This is a genomic window from Paraburkholderia sp. OAS925, from assembly GCF_040543975.1.
Classification (GTDB): Bacteria; Pseudomonadota; Gammaproteobacteria; order Burkholderiales; family Burkholderiaceae; genus Paraburkholderia; species Paraburkholderia graminis.
On sequence record NZ_JBEUNO010000002.1, the window covers coordinates 525977 to 548981 of the forward strand.

Annotated in this window: 10 protein-coding genes and 1 pseudogene; 6 read left to right on the top strand and 5 right to left on the bottom strand. The window is 62.9% G+C overall.

Features of this window, described 5'->3' with window-relative positions; translation table 11 throughout:
- The first annotated feature begins 206 nt into the window (after positions 1–206).
- The 4 genes and pseudogenes from ABIE53_RS21180 (at position 207) to ABIE53_RS21195 (ending at position 5691) form a co-directional block, all read left to right on the top strand.
- On the top strand, positions 207–1262 hold the full coding sequence (locus ABIE53_RS21180) for a porin (protein ID WP_310075425.1): 1056 nt from the start codon (positions 207–209) through the stop codon (positions 1260–1262).
- Positions 1263–1437: 175 nt separating this feature from the next.
- On the top strand, positions 1438–2475 hold the full coding sequence (locus ABIE53_RS21185; RefSeq protein WP_006049675.1) for a 3-oxoacyl-[acyl-carrier-protein] synthase III C-terminal domain-containing protein: 1038 nt from the start codon (positions 1438–1440) through the stop codon (positions 2473–2475).
- A gap of 29 nt (positions 2476–2504) precedes the next feature.
- Positions 2505–5079 (top strand): annotated as a pseudogene (locus ABIE53_RS21190) (ATP-binding response regulator).
- Between the two features lie 69 nt (positions 5080–5148).
- Positions 5149–5691, top strand: coding sequence for a GNAT family N-acetyltransferase (locus tag ABIE53_RS21195; RefSeq protein ID WP_053859940.1), 543 nt, complete (start codon positions 5149–5151; stop codon positions 5689–5691).
- 23 nt (positions 5692–5714) lie between these two features.
- On the opposite strand, the gene hmpA is transcribed toward ABIE53_RS21195, so the two are convergent.
- Complete coding sequence (hmpA, locus tag ABIE53_RS21200; RefSeq protein WP_192699667.1) at positions 5715–6929, bottom strand: NO-inducible flavohemoprotein; 1215 nt, start codon at positions 6927–6929, stop codon at positions 5715–5717.
- A 162-nt stretch (positions 6930–7091) separates the two neighbouring features.
- On the opposite strand from hmpA, the gene ABIE53_RS21205 reads away from it, so the two are divergent.
- A complete protein-coding gene (locus ABIE53_RS21205; protein WP_006049679.1) occupies positions 7092–7784 on the top strand; it encodes a phosphatase PAP2 family protein in 693 nt (230 codons plus the stop codon).
- A 17-nt stretch (positions 7785–7801) separates the two neighbouring features.
- Here the strand turns inward: ABIE53_RS21205 and ABIE53_RS21210 are convergent, their stop codons facing one another.
- Positions 7802–9541, bottom strand: a complete 1740-nt coding sequence (locus ABIE53_RS21210) for a ShlB/FhaC/HecB family hemolysin secretion/activation protein (RefSeq protein ID WP_192699666.1) — start codon at positions 9539–9541, stop codon at positions 7802–7804.
- 498 nt (positions 9542–10039) lie between these two features.
- Here ABIE53_RS21210 and ABIE53_RS21215 point away from each other — a divergent pair, with 498 nt between their 5' ends.
- Entirely contained in the window at positions 10040–12688 is a 2649-nt protein-coding gene (locus ABIE53_RS21215) for a hybrid sensor histidine kinase/response regulator (protein WP_107706945.1), read from the top strand.
- Between the two features lie 67 nt (positions 12689–12755).
- On the opposite strand, the gene ABIE53_RS21220 is transcribed toward ABIE53_RS21215, so the two are convergent.
- From ABIE53_RS21220 to ABIE53_RS21230, 3 genes are all read right to left on the bottom strand, one after another.
- On the bottom strand, positions 12756–13484 hold the full coding sequence (locus ABIE53_RS21220) for an OmpA family protein (protein WP_006049684.1): 729 nt from the start codon (positions 13482–13484) through the stop codon (positions 12756–12758).
- 69 nt (positions 13485–13553) lie between these two features.
- Entirely contained in the window at positions 13554–19775 is a 6222-nt protein-coding gene (locus tag ABIE53_RS21225) for an ESPR-type extended signal peptide-containing protein (RefSeq protein WP_192699665.1), read from the bottom strand.
- A 1012-nt stretch (positions 19776–20787) separates the two neighbouring features.
- Positions 20788–22662, bottom strand: coding sequence for a YadA family autotransporter adhesin (locus ABIE53_RS21230; protein WP_192699664.1), 1875 nt, complete (start codon positions 22660–22662; stop codon positions 20788–20790).
- Positions 22663–23005 lie beyond the last annotated feature (343 nt).

Consider the following 23005-nt stretch of genomic DNA (forward strand, 5'->3'; position numbering starts at 1 on the left):
TTTTGATCTATTGCGGAGTCATCCCGGATGGTGGCCCATATCGATGAGAATGGCATTGAGTCGTCGTCGGTTGGCAGCATTGTCATTAGTATCCGATTGATGGTCTGATGGCAGCATGCAGTTAAACGCGACGTATGCAAAGATTCCGTCGGCAGAGCCTCCGCTTTATTTTCGCGGTATATCCGCTATTCCATCAAAAACATTCGATGCACTTTACCGAGCCCTTTCATTCATGCAACAACCGCACGGCGCGGCTGGTGCTCTTTCTCTCCATCGCGAGTTCATGCTTTTCCGTAGCGCCGAATGTTCTCGCGCAAAACACGGTCACGCTATACGGCACGATCGACACCAGTATCGAAGTCACGAATCCCGGCTCATCATGGACGCCGCGCCTCGACTCGGGCGCTTACCGCGGCTCGCGAATCGGCTTGCGCGGCTCGGAGCAACTGGACTCGGACACACGCCTTCTGTTCGAACTGGAAAACGGCTTCAGCTCGGCCGACGGCACGTTGGCCACCGCGGGCACGATCTTCAACCGCCAGGCGTGGATTGGCATTGGCGCGCCTTGGGGCGAAGTGCGTGTGGGCCGTCAGTACTCGCCGATCTACATTCCGTTCAAAGGACAACTCGACGCCTTCGGCGCGGGGACGATCGCCTCGGGGTTGAATAACCTGTCCAAAATCACGCCTTATACGGACAACGGCATCGCCTATCTGTCGCCGGACTTTCACGGCTTCACGACGACGGTCATGATCGCACTGCGCGACAGCGGCGATGGCAACGGACTATCCGGCGACTACGAAACGTTTGCGTACTGCAACGGACCGCTTCGCGTTTCCTACGCGCATCAGCAAACGCATGGCGGAACGACCTTGCGCGCGAACCTCGGCGGTGTCTCCTACCAGTTCAGCCAAGCGACCGCCTATGCGTCGTTCTTCAACGGCGACGGCGGTTCGCCGCGGTATCACGACGACGGTCTTTCGCTTTCGATGCGCTATGCGTTCTCGCCGCGCCTGCGCGCTTCGTTGGGCTATGCGTACGCACGCGATCGCTCGGGCGGCGACAACGACGCGGACCAGTTCAGCGTGGCGTGCGAATACGATCTCTCGCCGAAACTCACGCTGTACGCGAGCGGCGCAATGCTGCGCAACCACCACGACGCCACCTTCACCCTGCGCGGCGTCAACGTCACCGGCCTTCCCGCGGCCTATCCGGGTGCGCCGGTTCGCGGCGTGCAATTGGGAATGATCGAGCGGTTCTAGCCAGACATTGGCCGCGACACCGACTAAATGATCCAGCGAGGGCGACGGTATTTTCGCCAGTCGCGGTGGACGCGTTAATGTACGAGCGCCGTGAGGCGGACGCCGAAGTACCCGCGCCCGCCGCCACGCGCGAACGGGACTCCATCCACCAAAAACCCTCTTTCACGGATTGTTTATGCTTATCAAGAACGTTGCGGTCAGCCTGCCTTCCCGAATCGTCACCAATGACGAAGTCGCCGACATGATCCGGTTTCATTCCACCGGCTACGACGGGGACATCGACAGAGGCATACGCACCATCAAGACACTGCTCGACAGAAGCGGGCTCGTCAACCGGCGCTGGTGCGACAGCCACGAATCGCCCATCGATCACGTCGCGATGGCCACTCGCAAGGCTTTGTCGGAAACCTATTTGCGGCCTGAGCATATCGAGCTGTTCATTTATGTCGGCATCGGCAGAGGGTTTCTCGAGCCGGGCAATAGCCACATGATGGCGAGCACGCTCGGCTTCATCAATGCGGAATGCTTCGACGTGGTGGACGCCTGCATGAGCTGGACACGAGCGATGTCGATTATCGACAGTTTGTTCAAGTGCGGTCAGTACAGAAACGCTATGATCGTGAATGCCGAATTCAATATGCTCGCAGGCGGTCCACTCTACCCGGGGAATTTTGCGTTGAAGAACCAGGCGCAAATCGAATACACGCTGCCGTCGTTTACGATCGGCGAGGCCGCCACCGCCACGCTGCTGGTCGCCAACGAGCCGGACAACTTCAATTTTGCCTTTCGGGGCAAGCCCCAGGTATCGGACCTGTGCACCATTCCGATTCCCGGCTATGAAGGCTTCTGCCATCCGTCGGAAAGAATTGGCAAGAACGGCGACATGCGTTTTACATCGTTCGGCCACGAGCTTCACAAGAATTCCGACGAACTGTCCGCGGTACTCGCTAAACTGCCGATTCCGAGGAAAGACATCGACATTGTCTTTACGCATGCTTCTTCGAAGGCAGCGTGGCACGGCTACGGAGAAAAGGCCGGAATAGAGGACAAGATGTATCACATCTATCCGGAAACGGGAAACCTCGTTTCGGCCTCTATTCCCGCCGCGATAGCGATGGCAAAAGACAGCGGAGAACTGAAGCGCGGCGACAGAGTGTTGTGCTGGGTTGGCAGTGCCGGCATGTCATTCAACGTCAGCAGCTTCAAGTTCTGAGGCCGGTTCAATAAAAGTTAAAGAGCGACATGAAAGCCATTTCAGGGGGCATCCGCTATCTCAACCCGGGTCGTGTCCGATGCCGCAAAGGTCTCCGATTACAGCGTATTGGCTGTGGGGCTGATCGGCACCGTTGGACATCCGGTGTACTGGTTGTGGTGGACGTTCATCGATCCTCAACCGAACGAGAACCTGCTGATGCGGGTTGTCGGCACCGTGAGCTGCGCATTGCTGCTTCTGCGCCGTTTCTGGCCCGCGAGGACAGCGCGCCTCCTGCCGTGGTTTTACTTCGTAACGGTAGCGTACACGCTACCGTTTTTCTTCACTTACTACCTGCTGTCCGGTCATTACTCGATGCTCTGGTCGATGGCGGAACTGGGCATGGTGTTCTTTCTGATCGCCATCTTTCCGTCTTTCGTTGCGTTGTCACTGAATCTTGCGCTCGGCATAGGCGCTGCTATTCTGTGCGCGCGAATCGTTATTCCGGAAGCCGTCCACGTCGACGCGCATCTCTTTCTCTACACCTATCTGCCGGTTTTCACGTTTGGCATTTTCGCCGGCATCACCTTCTCATACAGCAATCTGAAGGGGATCGTCGCACAGGCGAGAACCGGCGCGCTTCGGGCGCTTGCCGGGTCGATCGCTCATGAAATGCGCAATCCTCTCAGCCAGCTCAAGCATGTTCTCGATAGAGTAGAAGAAGTCTTGCCCGCTGCGATAGATCATGACTCGCCGCCGGCCGCATCACAGCGCCGGATTGCACTGCTGTATCGGCACCTGGCACACGGCCAGTTGTCGATTGAGCGCGGGTTGCGCATCATCGCGATGACACTTGACGAAGTCAGCGCGAAAGCCATCCGCCCGGAACAATTCACGTATCTGAGCGCAGCGGCCGCAACGCGCAAAGCGCTGGACGAATACGGCTTCGGCGACCAGAACGAACGCGCGAGAGTCAGACTCGCGGTGCTCGAAGATTTCACCTTCAAGGTCGACGAAACGGTTTATCTGTTTACACTTTTCAATCTGATTAAGAATGCGCTGCATCACATTGCGGCGCATCCTTTGGCCACGCTCACGCTGACGGTGGATCGGCAGACAGTGATCGTGCACGACACCGGTCCCGGCATTGCGCCCGAAATCCTGCCGCATCTTTTCGAGCCGTTTCGCACAGCGGGCAATTCCGCAGGCACGGGCCTCGGACTCGCTTACTGTCAGCGCGCAATGCGCGCGTTCGGCGGCACGATACGCTGCCGCTCCGAGGTCGGTCAGTTCACGCAGTTCACACTCGAATTTCCGCGCGTTTCCGAAAGCGAGGTCGCCGAGCACGAGCAGCAAATCTTTAATCGCGCCGCCCCGTTTTTCGACGGCAAACGTATTCTCGTTGTCGATAACGATGCAGACCAGCGCACGCGCGTTCAACGGGCACTGTCGAAGGTGGGCGCAAAGCCTGGCGACGCAGCGGACGGCGAGGCCGCGCTCGCCGCGCTCAGCGAGTCCCAGCCGTGGGACCTGGTGCTGATGGACATCAACATGCCGACGCTGGACGGCTACACGGTGACCGAACGAATTCGCGCCGATCGTCGCAACCCGAACTGCAATGTGATCGTCGTCGCTTATACGGCGGAGCCGGGCAACGTGGCGCGATCTCTCGCGCGCCGCGCAGGCATGGACGAATTCGTCAGCAAGTCGGCGAGCATGGTCGAGTTGATCGGTGTTTTGCATAAGCTCTTCGAGAACGGTCATCGGCATGGCCGTACGCAGCGCTTCGACGGATTCGTCGGCAGAACGATTCTGCTCGCGGACGACGACACCTACAGCAGACTGGTCGCGAAAGGCTATCTGGAGCGATTCGGCGCGACCGTCGTCGAAGCCGAGCATGGACCGGCCGTGCTGGCGCGCTTGCAGCAAGGCGTCGTTATCGACGCCATCGTGATGGATATGAACATGCCCGGCATGGGCGGCGTGGAGACCACCGCGCTGATCCGCGCGCGCTCCGATGCCTACGCGAGCGTGCCGATCATCGCGTTGACCAGTCAATCGGATCGCGAGGCGGTAGAAAGCTGTCTCGCCGCGGGCATGAACGAGGTGATGACCAAGCCCGCGCAAATCGGCGCGCTATATGCAGCGCTGGCGCGGCAGTTTGCACGCCATCGAGTGAATCATGTGACGGCGGACGCGGCGCCGTCGCCGGAGAACACGTTGCCTGCGGGCAAGCTCGCCGCGTTGCATGAAGGTCCGTTGCTCGACGAGAAACATCTTCAGGAACTGGTCGCGCTGGACTTGCTTGACCAGACATTCCTCAACGGCATCGAACAGATTCGCTCGACGGTGGCGCAACTCGCCGCGAGCGTTAGCGCGCGCGACTTCGACGCGACACGCGACGCCTTGCATGTGCTGCTCGGCGTCAGTGGCAATATCGGTGCAAAAGCGCTGCATCAGTTCGTGCGCCAGATTTATCCGCGCGTGCTGGAAGGCGAATGGCCTGCTGAGGCAGACTGGCTCGCGCGAATCTGCTCGTTAAGCGACCGCTCGGCGCCTGCGTTGCAGACGTATTTTGCGTCGGCGAAGGCGCCTGAGAATCATCGCAAGACATTGAGCGACTAATGATCTTTCACAACGCCTTGCTAACCGGCAGCACTAAACATACTTGCCTTTCAACTCACGGAGCCAACGATGACTGAAACGATAGCCATTCGACGCATCCATGCCGACGAAGCAATGGCCTGTGTCGATTCGCTCGCCGATCTGCTGATCGACTGCGTGGAAGGCGGCGCGTCGGTCAGCTTCATGTTGCCTATCTCGCGGCAAACCGCGCTTCGCTTCTGGCAACAGGTCGCGAATGGCGTGGCCCGCGACGAGCGAATCCTGCTGGTTGCCGAACGCGCTGACGGCAAGATCGTCGGCACCGTGCAACTGATCACGGCGCAGCCCGAGAACCAGCCTCATCGCGCGGATGTCGCGAAGATGCTCGTGCACCGAGACGCGAGGCGTCGCGGCATTGCGGCTCGTCTGATGACCGCCGTCGACGACGAAGCGCGCCGCGCCGGCAAATCCGTATTGGTACTCGATACCGTGACCGGCGGAGATGCCGAGCGGCTCTATGAGCGCGCAGGCTGGCAACGTGTCGGAGAAGTGCCAAACTATGCGTTGATGCCCGACGGTACGTTCTGCGGCACCACGTTCTTTCACAAGCAACTCGTTGCACAAACGCCGTAAAGCCATTCAATAAGCCGTGGCTTTTACTCCTCGAACAGGTGCGGGCCGAACACCTCGTAATGAATCCGCGTCTCGGGAATATCCATCGCGCGTAATGCATCGTGCTGCAAGCGCATGAACGGAATAGGCCCGCAAATGTAGTAGTCCGCGTCGGGAAGCAGAATCAGATCACGCAACTCATCGAGATTGATAAAGCCCGCACGGTCATAGTCCTGACCCGCTATATCGGCGGGTAGCGGGTTCTCGTAATAGACCACCGCCTTGAAGTTCGCATACGTCGCGGCGGTTTGCCGAAGCCTGTCGCGCATCGCATGAACCGCACCGTTTCGCGCGCCATGCACGAATACCACTTGCCGCTGCGGGTCCTGAATCGCGCGCTTCAGCATGCTGACCATCGGCGTCAAACCGACGCCGCCGCTGATCAGCACGATCGGCGTTTTCGCGTGTACGTCGATATAAAACGTGCCGTACGGCGCGGCGAGTTTGACTTCGTCGCCCACGTTCACATGCTCGTGAAGCAGCGACGACACATAGCCCGGCGGCCGTGAAGCGTCGCCCTCCTCGCGTTTGACGGAGATGCGATAGCTGCGCCCATTCGGCATGTCGGACAGGCTGTACTGGCGAATCTGTTGCAACTGCAACGAAGGCACATCTACTGCAATGCTGATGTACTGGCCCGGCTCGAAGTTGACGACCGGCTGCCCGTCCGACGGTTCAAGCACGAACGATGTAATGACGCTGCTCTCAGGCCGTTTTTCCTTGACCACGAATTTGCGCCAGCCCGTCCAGCCGCCGAGTTGTTGCGTCGACTTCTCGCGCAACTCGCTTTCCATTCCCATCAACAGGTCCGCGAGATTGCCATAAGCCTGTGCCCACGCGGAGATGATCTCGTCGGTGGCGGCGTCGCCGAGTACGTCCTTGATCGCGCCGAGCAAATGTTCTCCGACAATCGGGTAATGCTCCGGCCTGACATTCAGGCTCGCATGTTTATTGGCGATATTTTTCAGCACCGCCGCGAGACTGCCGGGATTCTCGATGTTCTCTGCGTAAGCGTAGACGGCGCGAGCGAGAGCCTGCTGTTGCTGGCCCTGATCCTGGTGGGCCATGTTGAATACGTTCTTCAGTTCCGGGTGCGCGTTGAACAATCGTTTGTAAAAGCGCTTGATGATCGGCAGCCCATGCTGCGCCAGCACAGGGGCCGTAGCTTTTACAACGTCCTTCGTTTTCTGCGTAAGCATTTGCCTCTCCTTTCATGCGGTGCACGCGTCGCAAGCGTGCGAGAGTCCATGAATAAACGCATGTAGCAAACCGCGTGACAGCAACGCACGCGATGAAATTGGCGACGGCTAATCATCAGTTACACTGACCATTAGCCGTTCGATTGGGAACCCCACAAAAAGATGAATAGCTTCGATATAACCATTGAGACATATCTTTCAAACATTCACTTCGGCTTGCATACAACGCATGCAATACAGGCACTCGCCGATCTCTACACCTTCAAGGGTCTTCTGCTCATACCCGTGTTGTGGTGGATGTGGTTTCAATCCGGCGAGCGCAGTGCATGGCGGCGCGAAATGGTCATCGCAACGATACTCAGCGGCCTCGTCGCGCTTTTTGTAGGAAGAACCCTCACGCACTGGCTGCCGTTCAGAGTGCGCCCCGTCTACAGTTCCGAACTGAATCTGCACTTTGCGGCCGGCGTGTCCAAAGACGCGTTGCTGTCTTCGTGGAGTTCATTCCCCAGCGACCACGCGATGCTATGGATGGCCATCGCCACCGGCATCTTTCTGATCTGCAAGCGCATCGGCGTGCTGGCGCTGATCTACACCGCGCTCTTTATCTGCGTCCCGCGTGCCTATCTCGGCTTTCACTATCCGACGGATCTGCTGGTCGGCGCGGCAATCGGAATCGCGATCACGTGGGTCATGACACGCGAAGCCGTTCGCGCGCGTTACGCGGGCCCGCTACTGCGATTGAGCGAACGCTACCCAGGCCCTTCCGCGATGCTGGCCTTCGTGCTCTGTCTCGAACTCGTCACCCAGTTCGACGAACTGCGCAAGCTCGCGAGCAGCGTGCTGAAACACGTATAACGCGTGCGACGCAGGCTTTAACTGCCGATGGAAACATACAGAAGCACCATCGGCGCCTTCGATGCGCCCGGCGTCGGCGCACGCAGCGGCACGCCATACGTGCAGCGAAAATCGACGAAGCGCGACCATTGAAAACGCACGCCTGCGCCGACGCTAACGAGCGACCCATGAGCGGGTTCCGCGAGTTGATCGTCGCGGTTCCACACATGGCCCGCGTCCACGAACACGAACGGTTGCGCGGCCGCGCCGCTCGCACCGAACTGCAACGCGGGCGCACGCAATTCCGTCTGCACGTTCCAGCCGCGATCGCCTAGCACGACGTACGGCTCGTAGCCTCGCACGCTGGTCTCGCCGCCGAGGCCCATTTCCTCGCTCGGTAGCAGCGTATTCGGCGTCCACTGGAACGCGCCGCGCCCGGTCAACGTAAAGCCGCCCAGCGCAATCGCGCGTTGTGCTGCGAGTTGCAGATACGCATAGCGGGCGGTCGCGCCTTGCCGCGCGGCGGCGAACGCGGCGTCGTTGTTAGAGCCGTCCAGTCCGCCAGGACTTCCCACGAGTGTCGCCGATAGGTGCCCGACGCCCGCGTCGCCCGGCTGACTGACATCGTAGGTAAGCAGAAACTGGTGGATGTGTGTGTTTGAGTTGAACACCTGAAAGCCGCCGAATTCCAGATTGTTGTTGCTGCGCTTGAAGTCATAGCCGAACTGAACGAGCTGCGCGGTATTCGTCGTGGTCGGCAGACGCCAGTCGTAGCGGACGCTCATCTGCGCGGAAATGCCCGTTTGCCCGTAACTGTCCGGCAGACGCGGCGTGCTCTGCGCATAGACGCCGAACAGTTCGATGCTGTCGTGCCACGGCAGCGGCGCAATGTAGTTCAGCGCGTGAGCCATGAAGCGCGCGCGGTTCGGGCGTCCTTCAATGTCCGGGTTGCCGCTGAAGAAATCGTTGCTCGCCGTGAATTGATATGCAACGTGCTGATCGAGCCCAAACAGATTGCCGTAGTCGATGCCGGCAAAAAAGCGGTCGCGGCCGAGATCGCGCACGCCCGCGTTGTCGTAGCCGGCGCTCACGCGAAGCGGCAGGCGGTCGTCGGTCTGCAGGATGACGTCGGTTGAATTCGCCGCTTCACCTGGCGCAAAGACCGCATCCACGCGTCGATAAGGATTGGCGTTGAGTACCGCGAGACCGAGCGAGACGTCCGACTGCAGAATCGGCGCGCCCGCTTCGAGCGGCACTTCACGTTTGAGCAGATCGTCGGAGAAATAGCGGTTGCCATTCGTGCGCACCTGTCCCAGGCGAAACTCGGCGACCGCGATATGCACGACGCCCGAACTCACGTCCTGCTCGGGCACGTACACATCCACGAGCGGTTTGCCCGCCGCGCGATAACGCTCCACCACGGCACGGCGCATGTCGGCAAGACGTCCGAACGTGAGAGGCTTGTCGAGATCGCCGTCGAACGAATGAAGAAACGCCGCGTCGAGCAGGGGCAAATCTTCGGCGGCAATGCGGGGCTGCGTTGCCGCAGCAGGAGCGCTCGCGCCGGCCGGTTGGAACACTAGTCCCTCGAGTCGGGGCACTGCGATCTGCGCGGCATTCTTGTCCGAAGGAGCGGAAGGTTGCGACGGCGCAGTGCGCGGAGTGGGCGGCGTCGGCTGCGGCGCGAGGTCTCGCCAGGCCTGCGCGAGCACGGCCGAAGAGTGAAGCGCCGCTGCTACGCAACACGCAATGCAACACGCCAGCAGCGAGCAGCGCATGCTGCCGACGCGCGCCAGCGCATCCGTCGATGAAATACGCCGCTTAACGCGCAAGCTGCGAGCGCAACACGGAATGCGGCGCATTGAACGGCATCGGGCGCACGCCGTCGGCGCGGCTTGCATACGATGTCGGCGAAATACTGTTCATCACGTCTCCTGTTCCGCGCAAGGCGCGCCGCATGCTAATAAGTGGATTGGGCTCGCGCGAGGCGGCCCGATTGTGCGCACGCCCGTATTATTGCAGCGGCTTTCAGGCGCACAATGGGGCACGGATCGCGCGATCTCGACCTATTGCGCCTAAAGGTCTGCGGAATTGGCCAGGGCATAAGCAGCGGCGCGCTGCAATGGGGCGCGAACCCAGGCTTTCCCCAATAGCAGCGAGGCGCCGCGCACAGGACGATGGACTGTCACTTCGCTCACGCAGCGCAGTGCTTCAATCCACTTGCGGTGCAGGCAGACGTTCTCTCGAAGCAGTAAAACGGTGCGATTGATAACGCAATGAGCAACAACGATATTGCCGATCAGGTTCCGGCTCTTGTCTGGACCGCGGACGCGCGCGGAATTGTCACCTATACCAACATCGCTTGCCGCAACTACCTCGGCAATCCCTTCGCGCCGAACACCACGCTGCATTGGGACCAGTTCGTTCTCGAATGCGACGTGAAAAAAGTGCTCGACGCCTGGCGCAGCGCGCTCACGGCCGGCGAAAGCGCGAAGGTCAACGCGCGCCTGCAGCGCTTCGACGGCAAGTACCGTTGGCACAAGCTGCGCCTTCAGCCCATTTTCGACGACGCGCGCGTCGTCACCGGCGCATGCGGCATCGCGATGGACATCGACGACTTCGTGAAGGCCGGCGAGGCTTACGAAATCGGCGAACGGCGTCTGCGCTTCGCACTCGACGCGGCGCGCGTCGGCGCGTGGGAATGGGACATGGGCAGCCGCACGGCGCGCATCAGCGCCCAGCTCGCGCACATCTACGGGCTCGAGCAGCAGCAGGCGGAAGTGCCGTTGCAATGGCTCTTCGACAGAATCCCCGAAAGCCACCGGGCGTGGTTCGCGCGCGAGTTGACGGGGCGCCTGCACGAATGTGTGCCGTTCGAACTCGATTTCCCGATCGAACTCGAGGACGGACGCCGTTTGTGGCTGCGCACGCGCGGCGAAACGGACTGCGGCAGCGGCTCGGAAATCGAGCGCGTATTCGGCGTGACCTTCGACATCACCGAGCAGCACGACGCGCAAACCGAACGCGAACGCAGCGAGCAGCGCTATCGCGCGCTCGTCGAAGCGAGTTCGGAACTGACGTGGATTGCGGACGCGGCGGGCCGTAATCATCAGCTCGGCAACTGGCACTCGTTCGCTCCGCAAGAGGGCTTAAGCACAGGCTGCGAATGGCTCGATCTCGTTCATCCCGACGACCAGGACAGCGCGCGCGACAAGTGGTTGGGCATCGTCAAGGCCGAGCGGCCAGGCTCGATGACGTTCCGCTTGCGTCGGCGCGACGGCAGTTGGCGGACCATGTCCGCGCGTGCCGCGCCGTTGCGCGACGACGACGGCACGCTGCGCGAATGGTTTTGCATGGCAACCGATGTGACCGACGAACGCGCGGCCGCGGCCGCACTCGAAGAGCGCAACCTGCGTCTTCAGGTCGCGATGCGCGCCGCGAAGATGATCATCGGGTATCTGTCGCTGGATTCGTGGACGGTCTGCTGGGACACCGTCGACGCAATGCCCCGCGTGCTGGCCGGCCCGATTGCGCTGTCGTATGACGCGGCGCTGCATCGCGTGCACGCTGAAGACCGCGCCGCGGTGGACGCCGCGATGCGCCGCGTCGCGCTCACCGGCGAATTCGACGAGCCGCTCGAGTTCCGCATCGCGATGAACGGCCAGGAATGCTGGCTGCAAAGCCAGGCCGTGTTGCAACGCGACGCCGACGGCCGGCCGTGGCGCGTCATTGCGAGCGCGGTGGACATCACGCAGCGCAAGACGCTCGAACTCGCGCTGCGCGAAACGGATCGCCGCAAGGACGAATTCCTCGCGATGCTCGCACACGAACTGCGCAATCCGCTCGCGCCGATGCGCAACGCCATTGCATTGCTGCGCCGGCAGAAAGACGCCGGCATGAAGCCCGGCGAACTGGTCGGCATGCTCGGCCGGCAGGTCGATCATATGGCGCAACTCGTCGACGATCTGCTCGAAGTGTCGCGCATCACGCACGGACGCATCGTGCTTCGACGCGAGCCGCTCCTGCTCGGCACCGCGGTTTATGGCGCACTGGAAACCGTCTCGTCGATGGCGGCCTCGCGCGGCCAGCACCTCACCGTGCGCTTGCCGCCCACGCCCGTGTGGCTGCATGCAGACCCGCTGCGTCTGTCGCAGATTCTCGTCAACGTATTGAACAACGCGTGCAAGTACACGGACCACGGCGGCAGCGTGTGCGTGACCGCGCTCGCCGACGAGCGCTTCGCGACCGTCACGATCGAGGACAACGGCAGCGGCATTTCGCCCGATCTGCTGCCGCACATCTTCGATCTTTTCGCGCAAGGCGAGCGCACGCTCGACCGCGCGCATGGAGGTCTCGGCATCGGCTTGTCGCTGGTGAAGAAGCTGGTCGAACTGCACGGCGGTTCAATCGAGATCGCGAGCCCCGGTCCTGGCCGCGGCGCGACGGTCTCGATCAGGCTGCCGCTTTCGCATGCGCCGGAAACGGCCGCGCCGTCGCACGACGAACCGTCGGCGAGCGGTGCCTCGCATGCCGAGCGCGCTTCGCTGCATGTGCTGATCGTCGACGACAACAAGGACGCCGCCGACTCGCTCGCCCTGCTCTGCGAGAGTGAGGGCTATCACGTCGACGTCGCGTATGGCGCGCAGGATGCGCTCGCGAAAGCCGAGGCCGAGCCAGTGGATGCCGCGCTGCTCGACATCGGTCTGCCGGACACGGACGGCTACGAACTCGCGAGGCTGATTCGCCAGAAAGGCGAGACGCGGCCCGTGCTGATCGCGGTGACGGGTTACGGCCAGGCCGACGATCATCTGCGTGTGCAGGCGGCCGGGTTCGACCATCATCTCGTCAAGCCGGTCGACATCGAGTACCTGATGTCGCTGCTCGCGGAACTGTCGCCTGCTGCGGCGTCGCCGCATGCGGAGTGAGGCATCGAACGCAGCATTAAGCCGGGAGCGGTGCATCGAGCCTACCCGCGCCGCCCCCACGCTCACATCACTTGCGGCCCTGGACCGTGATCGACACATACCGGTCCGGTTGCAGGCACGCGATCAGCGCGCGGCCCTCGCGGTCCGCGCAGTTCGTTCGCGGCTGGCTCGCGCCGACGCCCTTCGCCTGAATGATGCTGCCGTCCAGTCCGTGAGCGATCAGATAGTCGCGCACGGTGTTGGCCCGCGCGAGCGACAACGGTCCGTTGAGCGATTCGGGACCGAGCCTGTCGGTATGGCCGACGACCTCGATCGCGCTCACCTGCTCGTGCTTGCGGATGCGCGCGGCGACGTCGTCGAGTTGCGCTTTCGCGGACGGCAACATCGTGTCAGCCGCTGACTTGCCGAACGGGAACAACGCATCGCTTTCCAGTGCGAAACTCTCGAGCGTGGGCGCTTGCGCAGCGACGGCGCCCGTGTCGGCCGCCGCATTGTTGCCCGCTTCCTGGCCGCATTTGAACAGCAGAATGCGCGGGTCGCTGCGGTTGTCGTCGGCGGCGCGCACGCGGTCTATTTTGTCGATCGGCTGCACGCCCTTGTCGCCGCAAATGCGTTTCGCAACGTCCATGCAGGTCGACGCGCTTTCGAACAATCCGTGACACTCGGCGCGGTAGGTGCGCACGCCGTTGTTCGAGTCGACGGAATAGGCGTTGAAGGTCGGGCCGCTCGCCGCCGTGCATCCGGTTATGACGAGCACGGCGCTACTGAAAAGGCTTGCAAAAAAGAGTCGGTTCATCAGGTACTCCATAAACTGTGTGTGGCGAAGAATGCGTGGCGCGCGGCTGCGGCCCCACGCGTTCACGACTTACCATTGCATGGCCGCGCCGACGCCGACCGTCGTGCCTCCGGGGCTCATGCCGACGCCGGCTTTCATCTTCACGTTCTCGGTGAGACGCGCCGTGCCGCCGATCGCCACCGCCTGATAGCCGCGGAAGCCCGCCGTGCCGATGCCGAGCGACAATGTCTTGTCCTTGTCCACTTCCGGAATCATCGTGAGCGCGGTCGCCGCCGCGATGCCGGAATACGCATTGCGCGCCGTCGAATTGATGCCGTTCTGCAGTTCGTTCATGCGAGCATCGGTGTAGGCGTTCGCCTGCGAAAGCGTGGCGTTCAACTGCTGGACGTTGACGGCATCCGTCGGCGCGGTGCCGGCTGCGACGTTGATGACTTGCCGGTTCGTCCCGCTCGAGCCCACTGCCACGACATTCGAGCGGCCGCCGTCGTTACTGTCGGAGCCGAGCGCCGTCGAACCTGCTCCCGTCGATGTCGCCCCGGCGCCCACCGCAGTCGAACCGCTGGCCGACGCCGTCGAACCGTTGCCCACCGCCGAGCTGTTCGTGCCGGACGCCACCGCGCCCTGCCCGCCCGCCGACGAGTTCGTGCCCGAAGGAGCCGGAGGCGTGGGCGTGCCGGGCGACGACGAGAAGCTGCCGCCGTTGTTGGTCGTCTGCTGGCTGATGAGTGTGGTCAAGCGGCTTGCCACTGCATCGAGTTGCGAGACGTTCACGGCGTCGGTGCCGGCCTTGCCGGCCGCGAGGCCGGTGATTTGCCGGTTGCCGATGTTGACTTCACCCGCCGACGACTGCGGCGTGCTCAAGCCATACGCGATGTAATTGCTGACCGCGCCGACCGTCGTCACCGATCCGGCTCCAAGCGCCACGCTGTTCGCAAACGATGCGCTCGAGCCTGAGCCGAGCGCGAGCGCGTCGATTGCGGTGCTGTGCGCGCCTGAGCCGATTGCAATCGATCCGGCGTTGGCCGCGCTAGCGTTCGCGCCTTGAGCAATCGACTGTGCGCCGCTTGCAACCGAGCCGCTGCCGACCGCAATCGCATCCGCCTGCGCCGAGTTCGCGGCCTGGCCGATTGCGACGCCGCCAGGCGCCGTCGCGTCGACGATTGCGCCGTTGCCGACGCCCACGCCGTTGTCGCCGTTGACCACAGTGGTCGGCCCGACAGCGATCGACTCCGCACCGACCGCAAGCGAATCCGCCGCCGTGGAATTCGCGTGGAAGTACAACTGGCCCGTCACGGCAAACGACGACAACGCGCCGGCCAACTGCCGGATCGTGACGGCGTCGTGTGCCTGCGTGCCATCCGCGACATTCGTCAATTGACGATACGTGTTGCCGCTCGCGCTACCGAACGACACCGCGCCGAGCAAGGTCTGGTCGGCCGTGTTGAACGGAATCGCGTGCGTGCCGTTTGCAATCGAGCCGACGCCCGACAGTACCGCGCGATCGGACACCGAACCCGAGCCAATCGCGACACCGCCGACCACCGACGCACTCGACAAAGTGCCCAACGCAACCGCGTTGTCCGCGAGCGCCGAAGCGCCATTGCCGCCCGCGAAACTGCTCGCGCCGCTCGCCGCTGCCGCTACGCCCGCCGCCAATGCGTTGAGACCGGTCGCGCCGTCGTTGTTGTAGTTGGCGCCTTGCGTGCCGCCGTCGTTGACGCTGTAGTAGTGCTTGGCGTTGGCCGTCACGACGCTGGCGAGGTTGTCGACTGCCTGATCCGTTGCATAGAGCTGCGAGCCGTTCACTGCATCCGTGCTGCCCGAACTGAGCGTGCCCGCGGCCACGTTCTGGATCTGCCGCTCGGCACCTGGCGCGCCCACGCTCACCACGCTCGTCGGGTTCGTGCCGGCAAAGCTGTACACCGTGCCGCCGATGGTCGCGCTCGCGGTCGGCGTCGCGGTGCCGGTCCGCGAACCCGAACCGAGCGCCACGTCGTTCGCGTTGCTCGCCGTCGCGCCCTGGCCGAGCGCGGTGCTGCCCGCGCCCGCCGCGACCGTTCCGACGCCCGCCGCCAACGCGTTGACGCCCGTCGCGCCGTCGTTGTTGTAGTTGCCACCCTGGGTGCCGCCGTCGTTGACGTCGAAGTAATGCGTCTTGTCGGCGGCGACGGTGGTGGCCAGCGCGTCGATCGCCTGATTGCTCTGATACAACTGCGAGCCGTTGACCGCGTCCGTGCTCGTCCCGTCGAGACGTCCCGCTGCGACGTTCTGGATCTGCCGCTCGGCGCCCGCCGCACCGACGCTGACGACGCTCGTCGGATTCGTGCCCGCGAAGCCATAGACCGTGCCGTTGATGGTCGTGCTCGCTGTCGGCGTTGCCGTGCCGGTTTGCGAGCCCGAGCCGAGCGCGACGCTGTTCGCGGATGTCGCGTTCGCGCCGGCGCCGAGCGCGAGGGCATCGATTGCAGTGCTTTGCGCGCCTGAGCCGATTGCGATTGACCCGGCATTGGCGGCGCTTGCGTTCGCGCCTTGAGCAATCGACTGCGCGCCGCTTGCAACCGAGCCGCTGCCGACCGCGATCGCATCAGCCTGTGCCGAGTTAGCGGCCTGGCCGATTGCAACACCGCCTGGCGCAGTGGCATCGACGATTGCGCCGTTGCCCACACCGACGCCGTTGTCGCCGTTGACCACGGTCGTCGGTCCGACAGCAATCGACTCCGCACCGACCGCGAGCGAATCCGCTGCCGCCGAATTCGCGTGAAAGTACAACTGCCCCGTCACGGCAAACGATGACAGCGCACCCGCCAACTGCCGGATCGTGACGGCGTCGTGCGCCTGCGTGCCGTCCGCGACATTCGTCAACTGACGATATGTGTTGGCGCTTGCGCTGCCGAACGACACCGCGCCGAGCAATGTCTGGTCCGCCGTGTTGAACGGAATCGAGTGGCTGCCGTTGGCAATCGAGCCGATGCCCGACAGCACCGCGCGATCGGAGACTGAACCCGAACCAATCGCGACGCCGCCCACCACCGACGCACTCGACAAAGCGCCCAACGCAACAGCATTGTCCGCGAGCGCGGAAGCGCCGTTGCCGCCCGCGAAGCTGCTCGCGCCGCTTGCCGCTGCCGCGACGCCCGCCGCCAGCGAGTTCAGCCCGGTCGCGCCGTTGTTGTTGTAGTTGGCGCCTTGCGTGCCGCCGTCGTTGACGCTGTAGTAGTGCGTCTTGTCGGCGGCGACGGTCGTCGCGAGACTGTCGACCGCCTGGTTGGTCTGGTAGAGCTGAGAGCCGTTCACCGCATCCGTGCTGCTCGCGCTCAGCGTGCCCGCCGCCACGTTCTGGATCTGCCGCTCGGCGCCCAATGCGCCCACGCTCACCACGCTCGTCGGATTCGTGCCGGCAAAGCTGTACACCGTGCCGCCGATGGTCGCGCTCGCGGTCGGCGTCGCGGTGCCGGTCTGCGAACCGGAGCCGAGCGCCACGTCGTTCGCGTTCGTCGCCACCGCGTTCGGGCCTATCGCGACGCTGTCGGTGCCGAGCGCCTGGCTGTCCGGCGCCGTCGAGTTCGCGTGGAAGTACTTGATGCCCGGCGCGCTGCCGCCGCCCGTGATCGCTGTGATGAGGTTCTGTACCGACGTATAAGTGTTGCCGCCGTAGCTGAGGTTGGTGGTCAGCGCGCCGGTCGTGCTGTTGTACGTGGTGCCGCCGCCGAGGCTCGACGCCACGGTGTTACCCAGGTTCGTCACCTGGCCGCCGATTGTGTCGATGGCGGCATCGGCGGCGAAAAGCTGCGAGCCGTTCACCGCGTCCGTGCTCGACGCGTTCACCCGACCGGCCGCGACGTTGGTGAGCTGACGCGGCGCCGCCGCGGTTCCGACGCTGACCACGCCGGTCGGTGCGCCGCCCGCATAAATAACGGTCGCGCCGTTGATGACGCCGCTGCCGGTCGGCACCGCGGCCGACGTGACCGACGATCCCTGCCCGAGCGCCACGTTCGAACCGGTCACACCGCTCGCGATGCTCGCGCCCTGGCCCAACACGGTGGAGTTCGCGACGCCGTTGTCGGTGGACTGATTGCCGACCACGAGCGACGCGGCGCCGCTCGCCGTTGCGCCGAAGCCGCCGGCCGCCGCGTTGGCGCCGGACGATACCGGCTGCGTCGACGTGACCGAGTTGTTGGACACGAACGGGCCGACCGTGCCGCTCGTCAGACTGTCGACTGCCTGGTTGGTCGCATACAGTTCGCTGCCGTTCACGGCGTCGGTGCTGGTTGCAGTCACGCGGCCCGCGGCGAGATTCGTGAGCGTCCGCTCGTTGCCGACCGAACCGATGCTCACGGTGCTGCCTGGCGTCGTGCCTTGCACGCCATGCGTGACGCCGCCCACCGTGACAGTGGCGGTGTTGACGGCGGCGCCCGTGACGCTGCCGGCGCCGAGCGCCACGGCGTTTGCATTGGCCGCCGTCGCGTTTGCGCCCAACGCAATCGCGCCGCCGAGGTTCGCCACGGCGGAGTCGCCGAATGCGAGTGCGCTCGCGCCGGTCGCGTTGCTGGCGTTGCCGAGTGCGACGGCGCCCTGGCCGCTTGCCGTGTTGCCGTTGCCTTGCGCGACCGCGCCGTTGCCGGTGGCCGTGTTGTTCGCGCCCACCGCGATTGCGCCGTTGCCGTTCGCGCTATTGGGATCGCCGATCGCAACGGCGCCGTTGCCGCTGACGGTCTGCGCCTGACCCAGCGCGACCGCGCCCGTTCCGCCCAGCACGCGCGAGTTCTGGCCGCCGGCGATCGAACCGGCGCCGGCCGCCGCCGCGACGATGTTGCTGTCGCCGATGGCCACCGTCGACGCGGCCAGTGCTTGCGATGTAACGCCGATGGCCGTCGCATTGCCGCTGCTTGCGACCGTCTGCTTGCCCAACGCGACGGCGCCGGTTCCCGACGCCGTTGCATTCGTGCCCAACGCAATGGCATTCGCATTCGTGCCCGTCACTGCCGAGTCGCCTAGCGCAATCGACGACAAACCCGCAGCGCTCGCGCCGGAACCGAGAGCAACCGCGCGAATGCCGGATGCCGCGGCGCCTCCGACTGCGGCCGGCGAAGATGAACCGCCTTCCGCGACAGAGTCCGATGAGCCCAGCGCTATCGAATTAGCTCCGGTGGCCTGCGAGCCGTTCATCATGGCGAGCGAGTTGAGCCCCGAGGCGGCGGCTCCCGCGCCCAATGCCACTGCGTTCTGTGCGGTGGCTCTGGACACGGTGCCCGCGGCCAGCGAAGAGAGGCCCGATGCGACGACATCCGTACCGAGAGCAACGGCGCCGTCCGCCGTTGCGCCGGTCCCCGCGACGGTACGCGCGCCCAGATAGACGGCGTTCAAGCCACTGGCAATGGACTGAAAGCCGACGGCTACGCCATGCGTGCCCGAACCGTTGGCCACGTACCCAATCGCGACCGATGCGGCTCCGCTGCCCACCGCATGGAAGCCGAAGGCGTTCGCGTAGTCGCCGGTAGCGACAACGTCAGTGCCGATCGCATTGGACGATAGTCCGCTCGATCCGGTGCCGGCAGCGGTTCGCGATCCCAGATAGACCGCGTTGACACCGGTCGCGGAAGCTCCGGAACCGACCGCTACACCATTGGTTGTTGAACCGACGGCTCCGCTGCCCACCGCAACCACGCCCGACGCCGCGGCGCTTGCGTTCGCGCCGACTGCAACGCCGTTGTCTCCGGCGGCTTTCGCCAAGGCGCCGACGGCAGTCGACACATTGCCGCTAGCGAGGGCCTGGACGCCAATACCGATGCCGGCTGAGCCACTCGCGGTGACGTCCGTACCAATGCCGATCGCCGACTGCGCAGTTGCGCCCGTACCTGCCGCAGTGCGAGCGCCGAGGTAAATGGCATTAGTAGCCGCGGCAATGGCTTGATAGCCGACTGCCAGGCCATTGAGTCCCGTACTGCTGGAGGCATAACCTACCGCCGTCGCCCCGCCCGCAGTGGCCGAGGACTGAACGCCCATGCACGACGCGCTGCCGCTGAAAGAGTTGTACGGCGGTGCGGCGCAGTTCACCTGGGCCTGCGCTTGCGCGCCCCATCCGCCCACGCCCATTGCCACCAGCACGGTCAGCACGCGTGGATTGGCGTTGCGCTGCGGAGCGACGCGGCCTTCGCCGGGTTCATCGTTGCGCGCATCGCATACCGAGGCCGCCGCCCCCGACTTGCCCTTGCCGCGCGACGCGTCCAGTTCCGACGCCGCGACGAAAGCGCCCAGCGCCTTGTTCCAGATTGTCCGATATGCCTTGTTCATGTCGTTGTCTCGCCGAATAATTGAAATGCGGAGTTCTTAAGCGCGAGCGTGCGCTCGCCTCCCGTTTACTTAGGATGACTATTTACCGCGTTTAAAACATCGCTCAGTGGCGAACAGCTTTAGCGTTGATCTTTCGACGACGAATCTTCGGTGCAGGCGCAAAACATCGTCACACTATCAATTCGCATAGCTAAAGGAAAACGCGCGCGTCAACCGGACACTTCCAGTTTCAGACGACTAACCGCTGAGACGATTGATGAATTGCCGCGTTATGAAGGTCCGAACGGACACGGCACTGAGACGCGAGCAGCGATTGAGCGGCGGAACGCCAATTGCCGGCCTTGATATTGTTCTTTCGCCGGGCGTGCGCCCGACTTTTTTGCGCCTGGAATACTCATAGCTGCCAGCCCCCTGGATATGCGTCACTTCGTTTCGCCGGCGCCTGAGTGGTGAGCCACCTCATGCCGTGCACAAGCGCCGTTTATTCAAATGATTGAGCACTATCTGAGACGATGACCGACCTATTCGCTTTGGATGCGGCGTCTCGTCCGGGGTATCGTGTAACAAAAAGAAAGTTCTGTGCTCAAGGGAACTTTCTCATAAGACTTTTCATTTGTCCACGTAAAGTCTTTAACTATTTTCAGGTATTGCAAGATTTAACAATTGAAAGAAGCCGCCCCTATTAAGGCTGACAGCGAGGTTGCCTGGCAGTTGCCCGGAAACTGTGCAGCACGCCGTGATACGGCCATCAGCGGGGAATGAGCGGTAGCGGCGACGCCGTGTTCCTCTCGAATGTCATTCAAACGACTGAGCGAATATTCCTTACAGAATCGTTTCGTGCGCATACGCATTTTTTATGTATTTCTCGTTAAATCGATCCGGCCGGCCAATACTTTTTTGCTCGGATTCTGTGCAAATTCCGACATCGCTTTGCGGTCCACCAAAACCCACTGCGATGCCCGCGTATTGCCGGGCATCGCAGCGGTTTCACAACACGCTCATGAGAGCATGATTACCAGCGATAGCCGACGCCCGCGCCTGCACCTACTGCGCCGTGGCCCGAAACGCCGGTACTCACCGAACCTTTGACCATCCACTTTTGCGTCGCGACCGACACGCCGAGTGCCATCGCCGACTGGCCGCTGTAATTACCGGCTGCAAGCGAGACGACTTTCTCGCCAGGCAATACGGCTTGCGGCAAGTTCGCCATCGCGATTGCCGATGCCGAGCCCGCGTTTGCGTCGCGACGATACCTCTGCATGTCATCGCGAACGCTGTTGATGGCGCCATTCAATTGACGCACATTCACAGCGTCGGTCGGAGCCGTACCGTCTGCAACGTTGGTGATCTGACGTTCAGCACCCGGCGCACCGACCGAAACCGTGTTGTCCCGGGTTGCAACTGAATTTGCACCCAAGGCAACCGAATTGTTAGCGGTAGCCTGGCTGTTGGTGCCGATTGCAGTGGAGTCGGTGCCCGTGACTTTCGAGTTCGTGCCGATGGCGGTGGCACGCGCAGCCGTGACAGTCGAGTTAGTGCCGATTGCCGTGCCGTCCTGACCCGAGACAGTCGAACCGTTGCCCACCGCCGTTCCGTTCTCTGCCGATACCAGCGAGTTCCTGCCTACTGCGGTGGCGGAACTGTCGATAGCGGTGCCATTCGAACCGGTAGTCGAGATGGTGTTGACCGTGGTCGTGAGCGAGGTCAGGTTAGTCGAGAGCGCGGAAACCTGCGATGCGATCGAGAAAAGCTGCGAGCCGTTGACGGCGTCGGTGCTGGTTGCGCTGATCTGACCGGCGGCGACGTTTTGCAACTGGTGTTCCTGACCGACCGCGCCGATACTCACGACACCCGTCGGCGTCGCGCCCGCGAAGCCACCGAACGTGACTCCGTTCAGCGTGACGCTGCTCACGTTCGTAGCCGCGCGCGTGACAGCCCCGGAACCGAGCGCCGTCGATTCGTTGGTCGAAGCGACGGCTGCGTTACCGATCGCGATGGAATTGTTGCCCGTCGCTTGCGTGAGCGTACCCAGCGCAATCGCGTTGGCCGATGCGGCGTTCGCGGCAAAACCAATCGAAACAGAAGTGTTTGATGATGCGGTGGAAGACTGACCAATCGCAATGGCCGATCCTCCGCTCGCCACGCTCGAGTTGCCGATCGCCGTACTGCTGCCGCCGCTTGCCGTCGCTAAGGGACCAAGTGCCGTGGCGCTGTTGGTCGCGTTCGACCCCGTGCCTACCGCTACGGCATTCACATCGACTGCCGAGGCATTCTCACCAATAGCGATTGCGTTCTGGGCAGTCGCCTGTGCGCGGGCAATTGCAACGCTGCCGATACCCGACGCGACGGAATCTACACCGACTGCCGTAGCGTCAGATGCGTTCGCGCTCGCCTGGAAACCCACTGCCGTGCCGCCAGCGGCTGAGCTATTGGTACCGACCGCCGTCGAGAATTCAGAAGTCGTGTGTGCAAGAGCACCGATTGCAGTCGCGTCACCGGTCGTCGTGGTTGCCCCACCGCCGAACGCTACTGCTCTCGTGCCATTTGCAACCGAATTTGCGCCCACCGCGGTGGCATTCGTTCCATTCGCCGTGACCGTATCGCCCAAGGCCGTTGCCGCACCGCCTTGCGCCGACACATTGATGCCGACAGCCGTATTCTGGCTCGTACCGTCCGCACCGGCGACCGCGGGGAATACGCCGCCCGTGCTCGCAACAGGCGCCGTGGCGCCACCGACGGTTGCAGTCTGACCAGCGTTTTCACCGCCGACAGCGAGGTTATCTGCATACGCCTGCGTCGCCGGCAGCAGCATTAGCGCCGTGAGTACTGCGAGTGACAGCTTAGACTTCAGCGGAGTACCCGCCACTTCATATCGGCTCTTGTTCATTGCGTTTCCCGTTCTGACTTCTCTAGTAGACGAAAGGGTTTCTCTTGCTCTCCGCGCCGCATATCGCAGGAATTCAAAGCCGTTTCTCACCGACAGTTGCGCGAGTAAGCACTAGAAACACCATGTAAGGACTCGCGGAATTATGGGTAGCGCTATCGGCGCATCTGTTTGCCCGAGCGGCGAATTGCTTTGCTGGAGAGAAAATTCTTTCTTTATCCGCCAGGCATCTTGTCGACTGTCGCCAGGTCGCGCGATTTGTTGCCGAAGCGAATGGGCGTCGCCGGCAACGAAGCCTCCAACGCAACTTAATTTGAACTGAAACATGTATCTGATATTCTTCGCC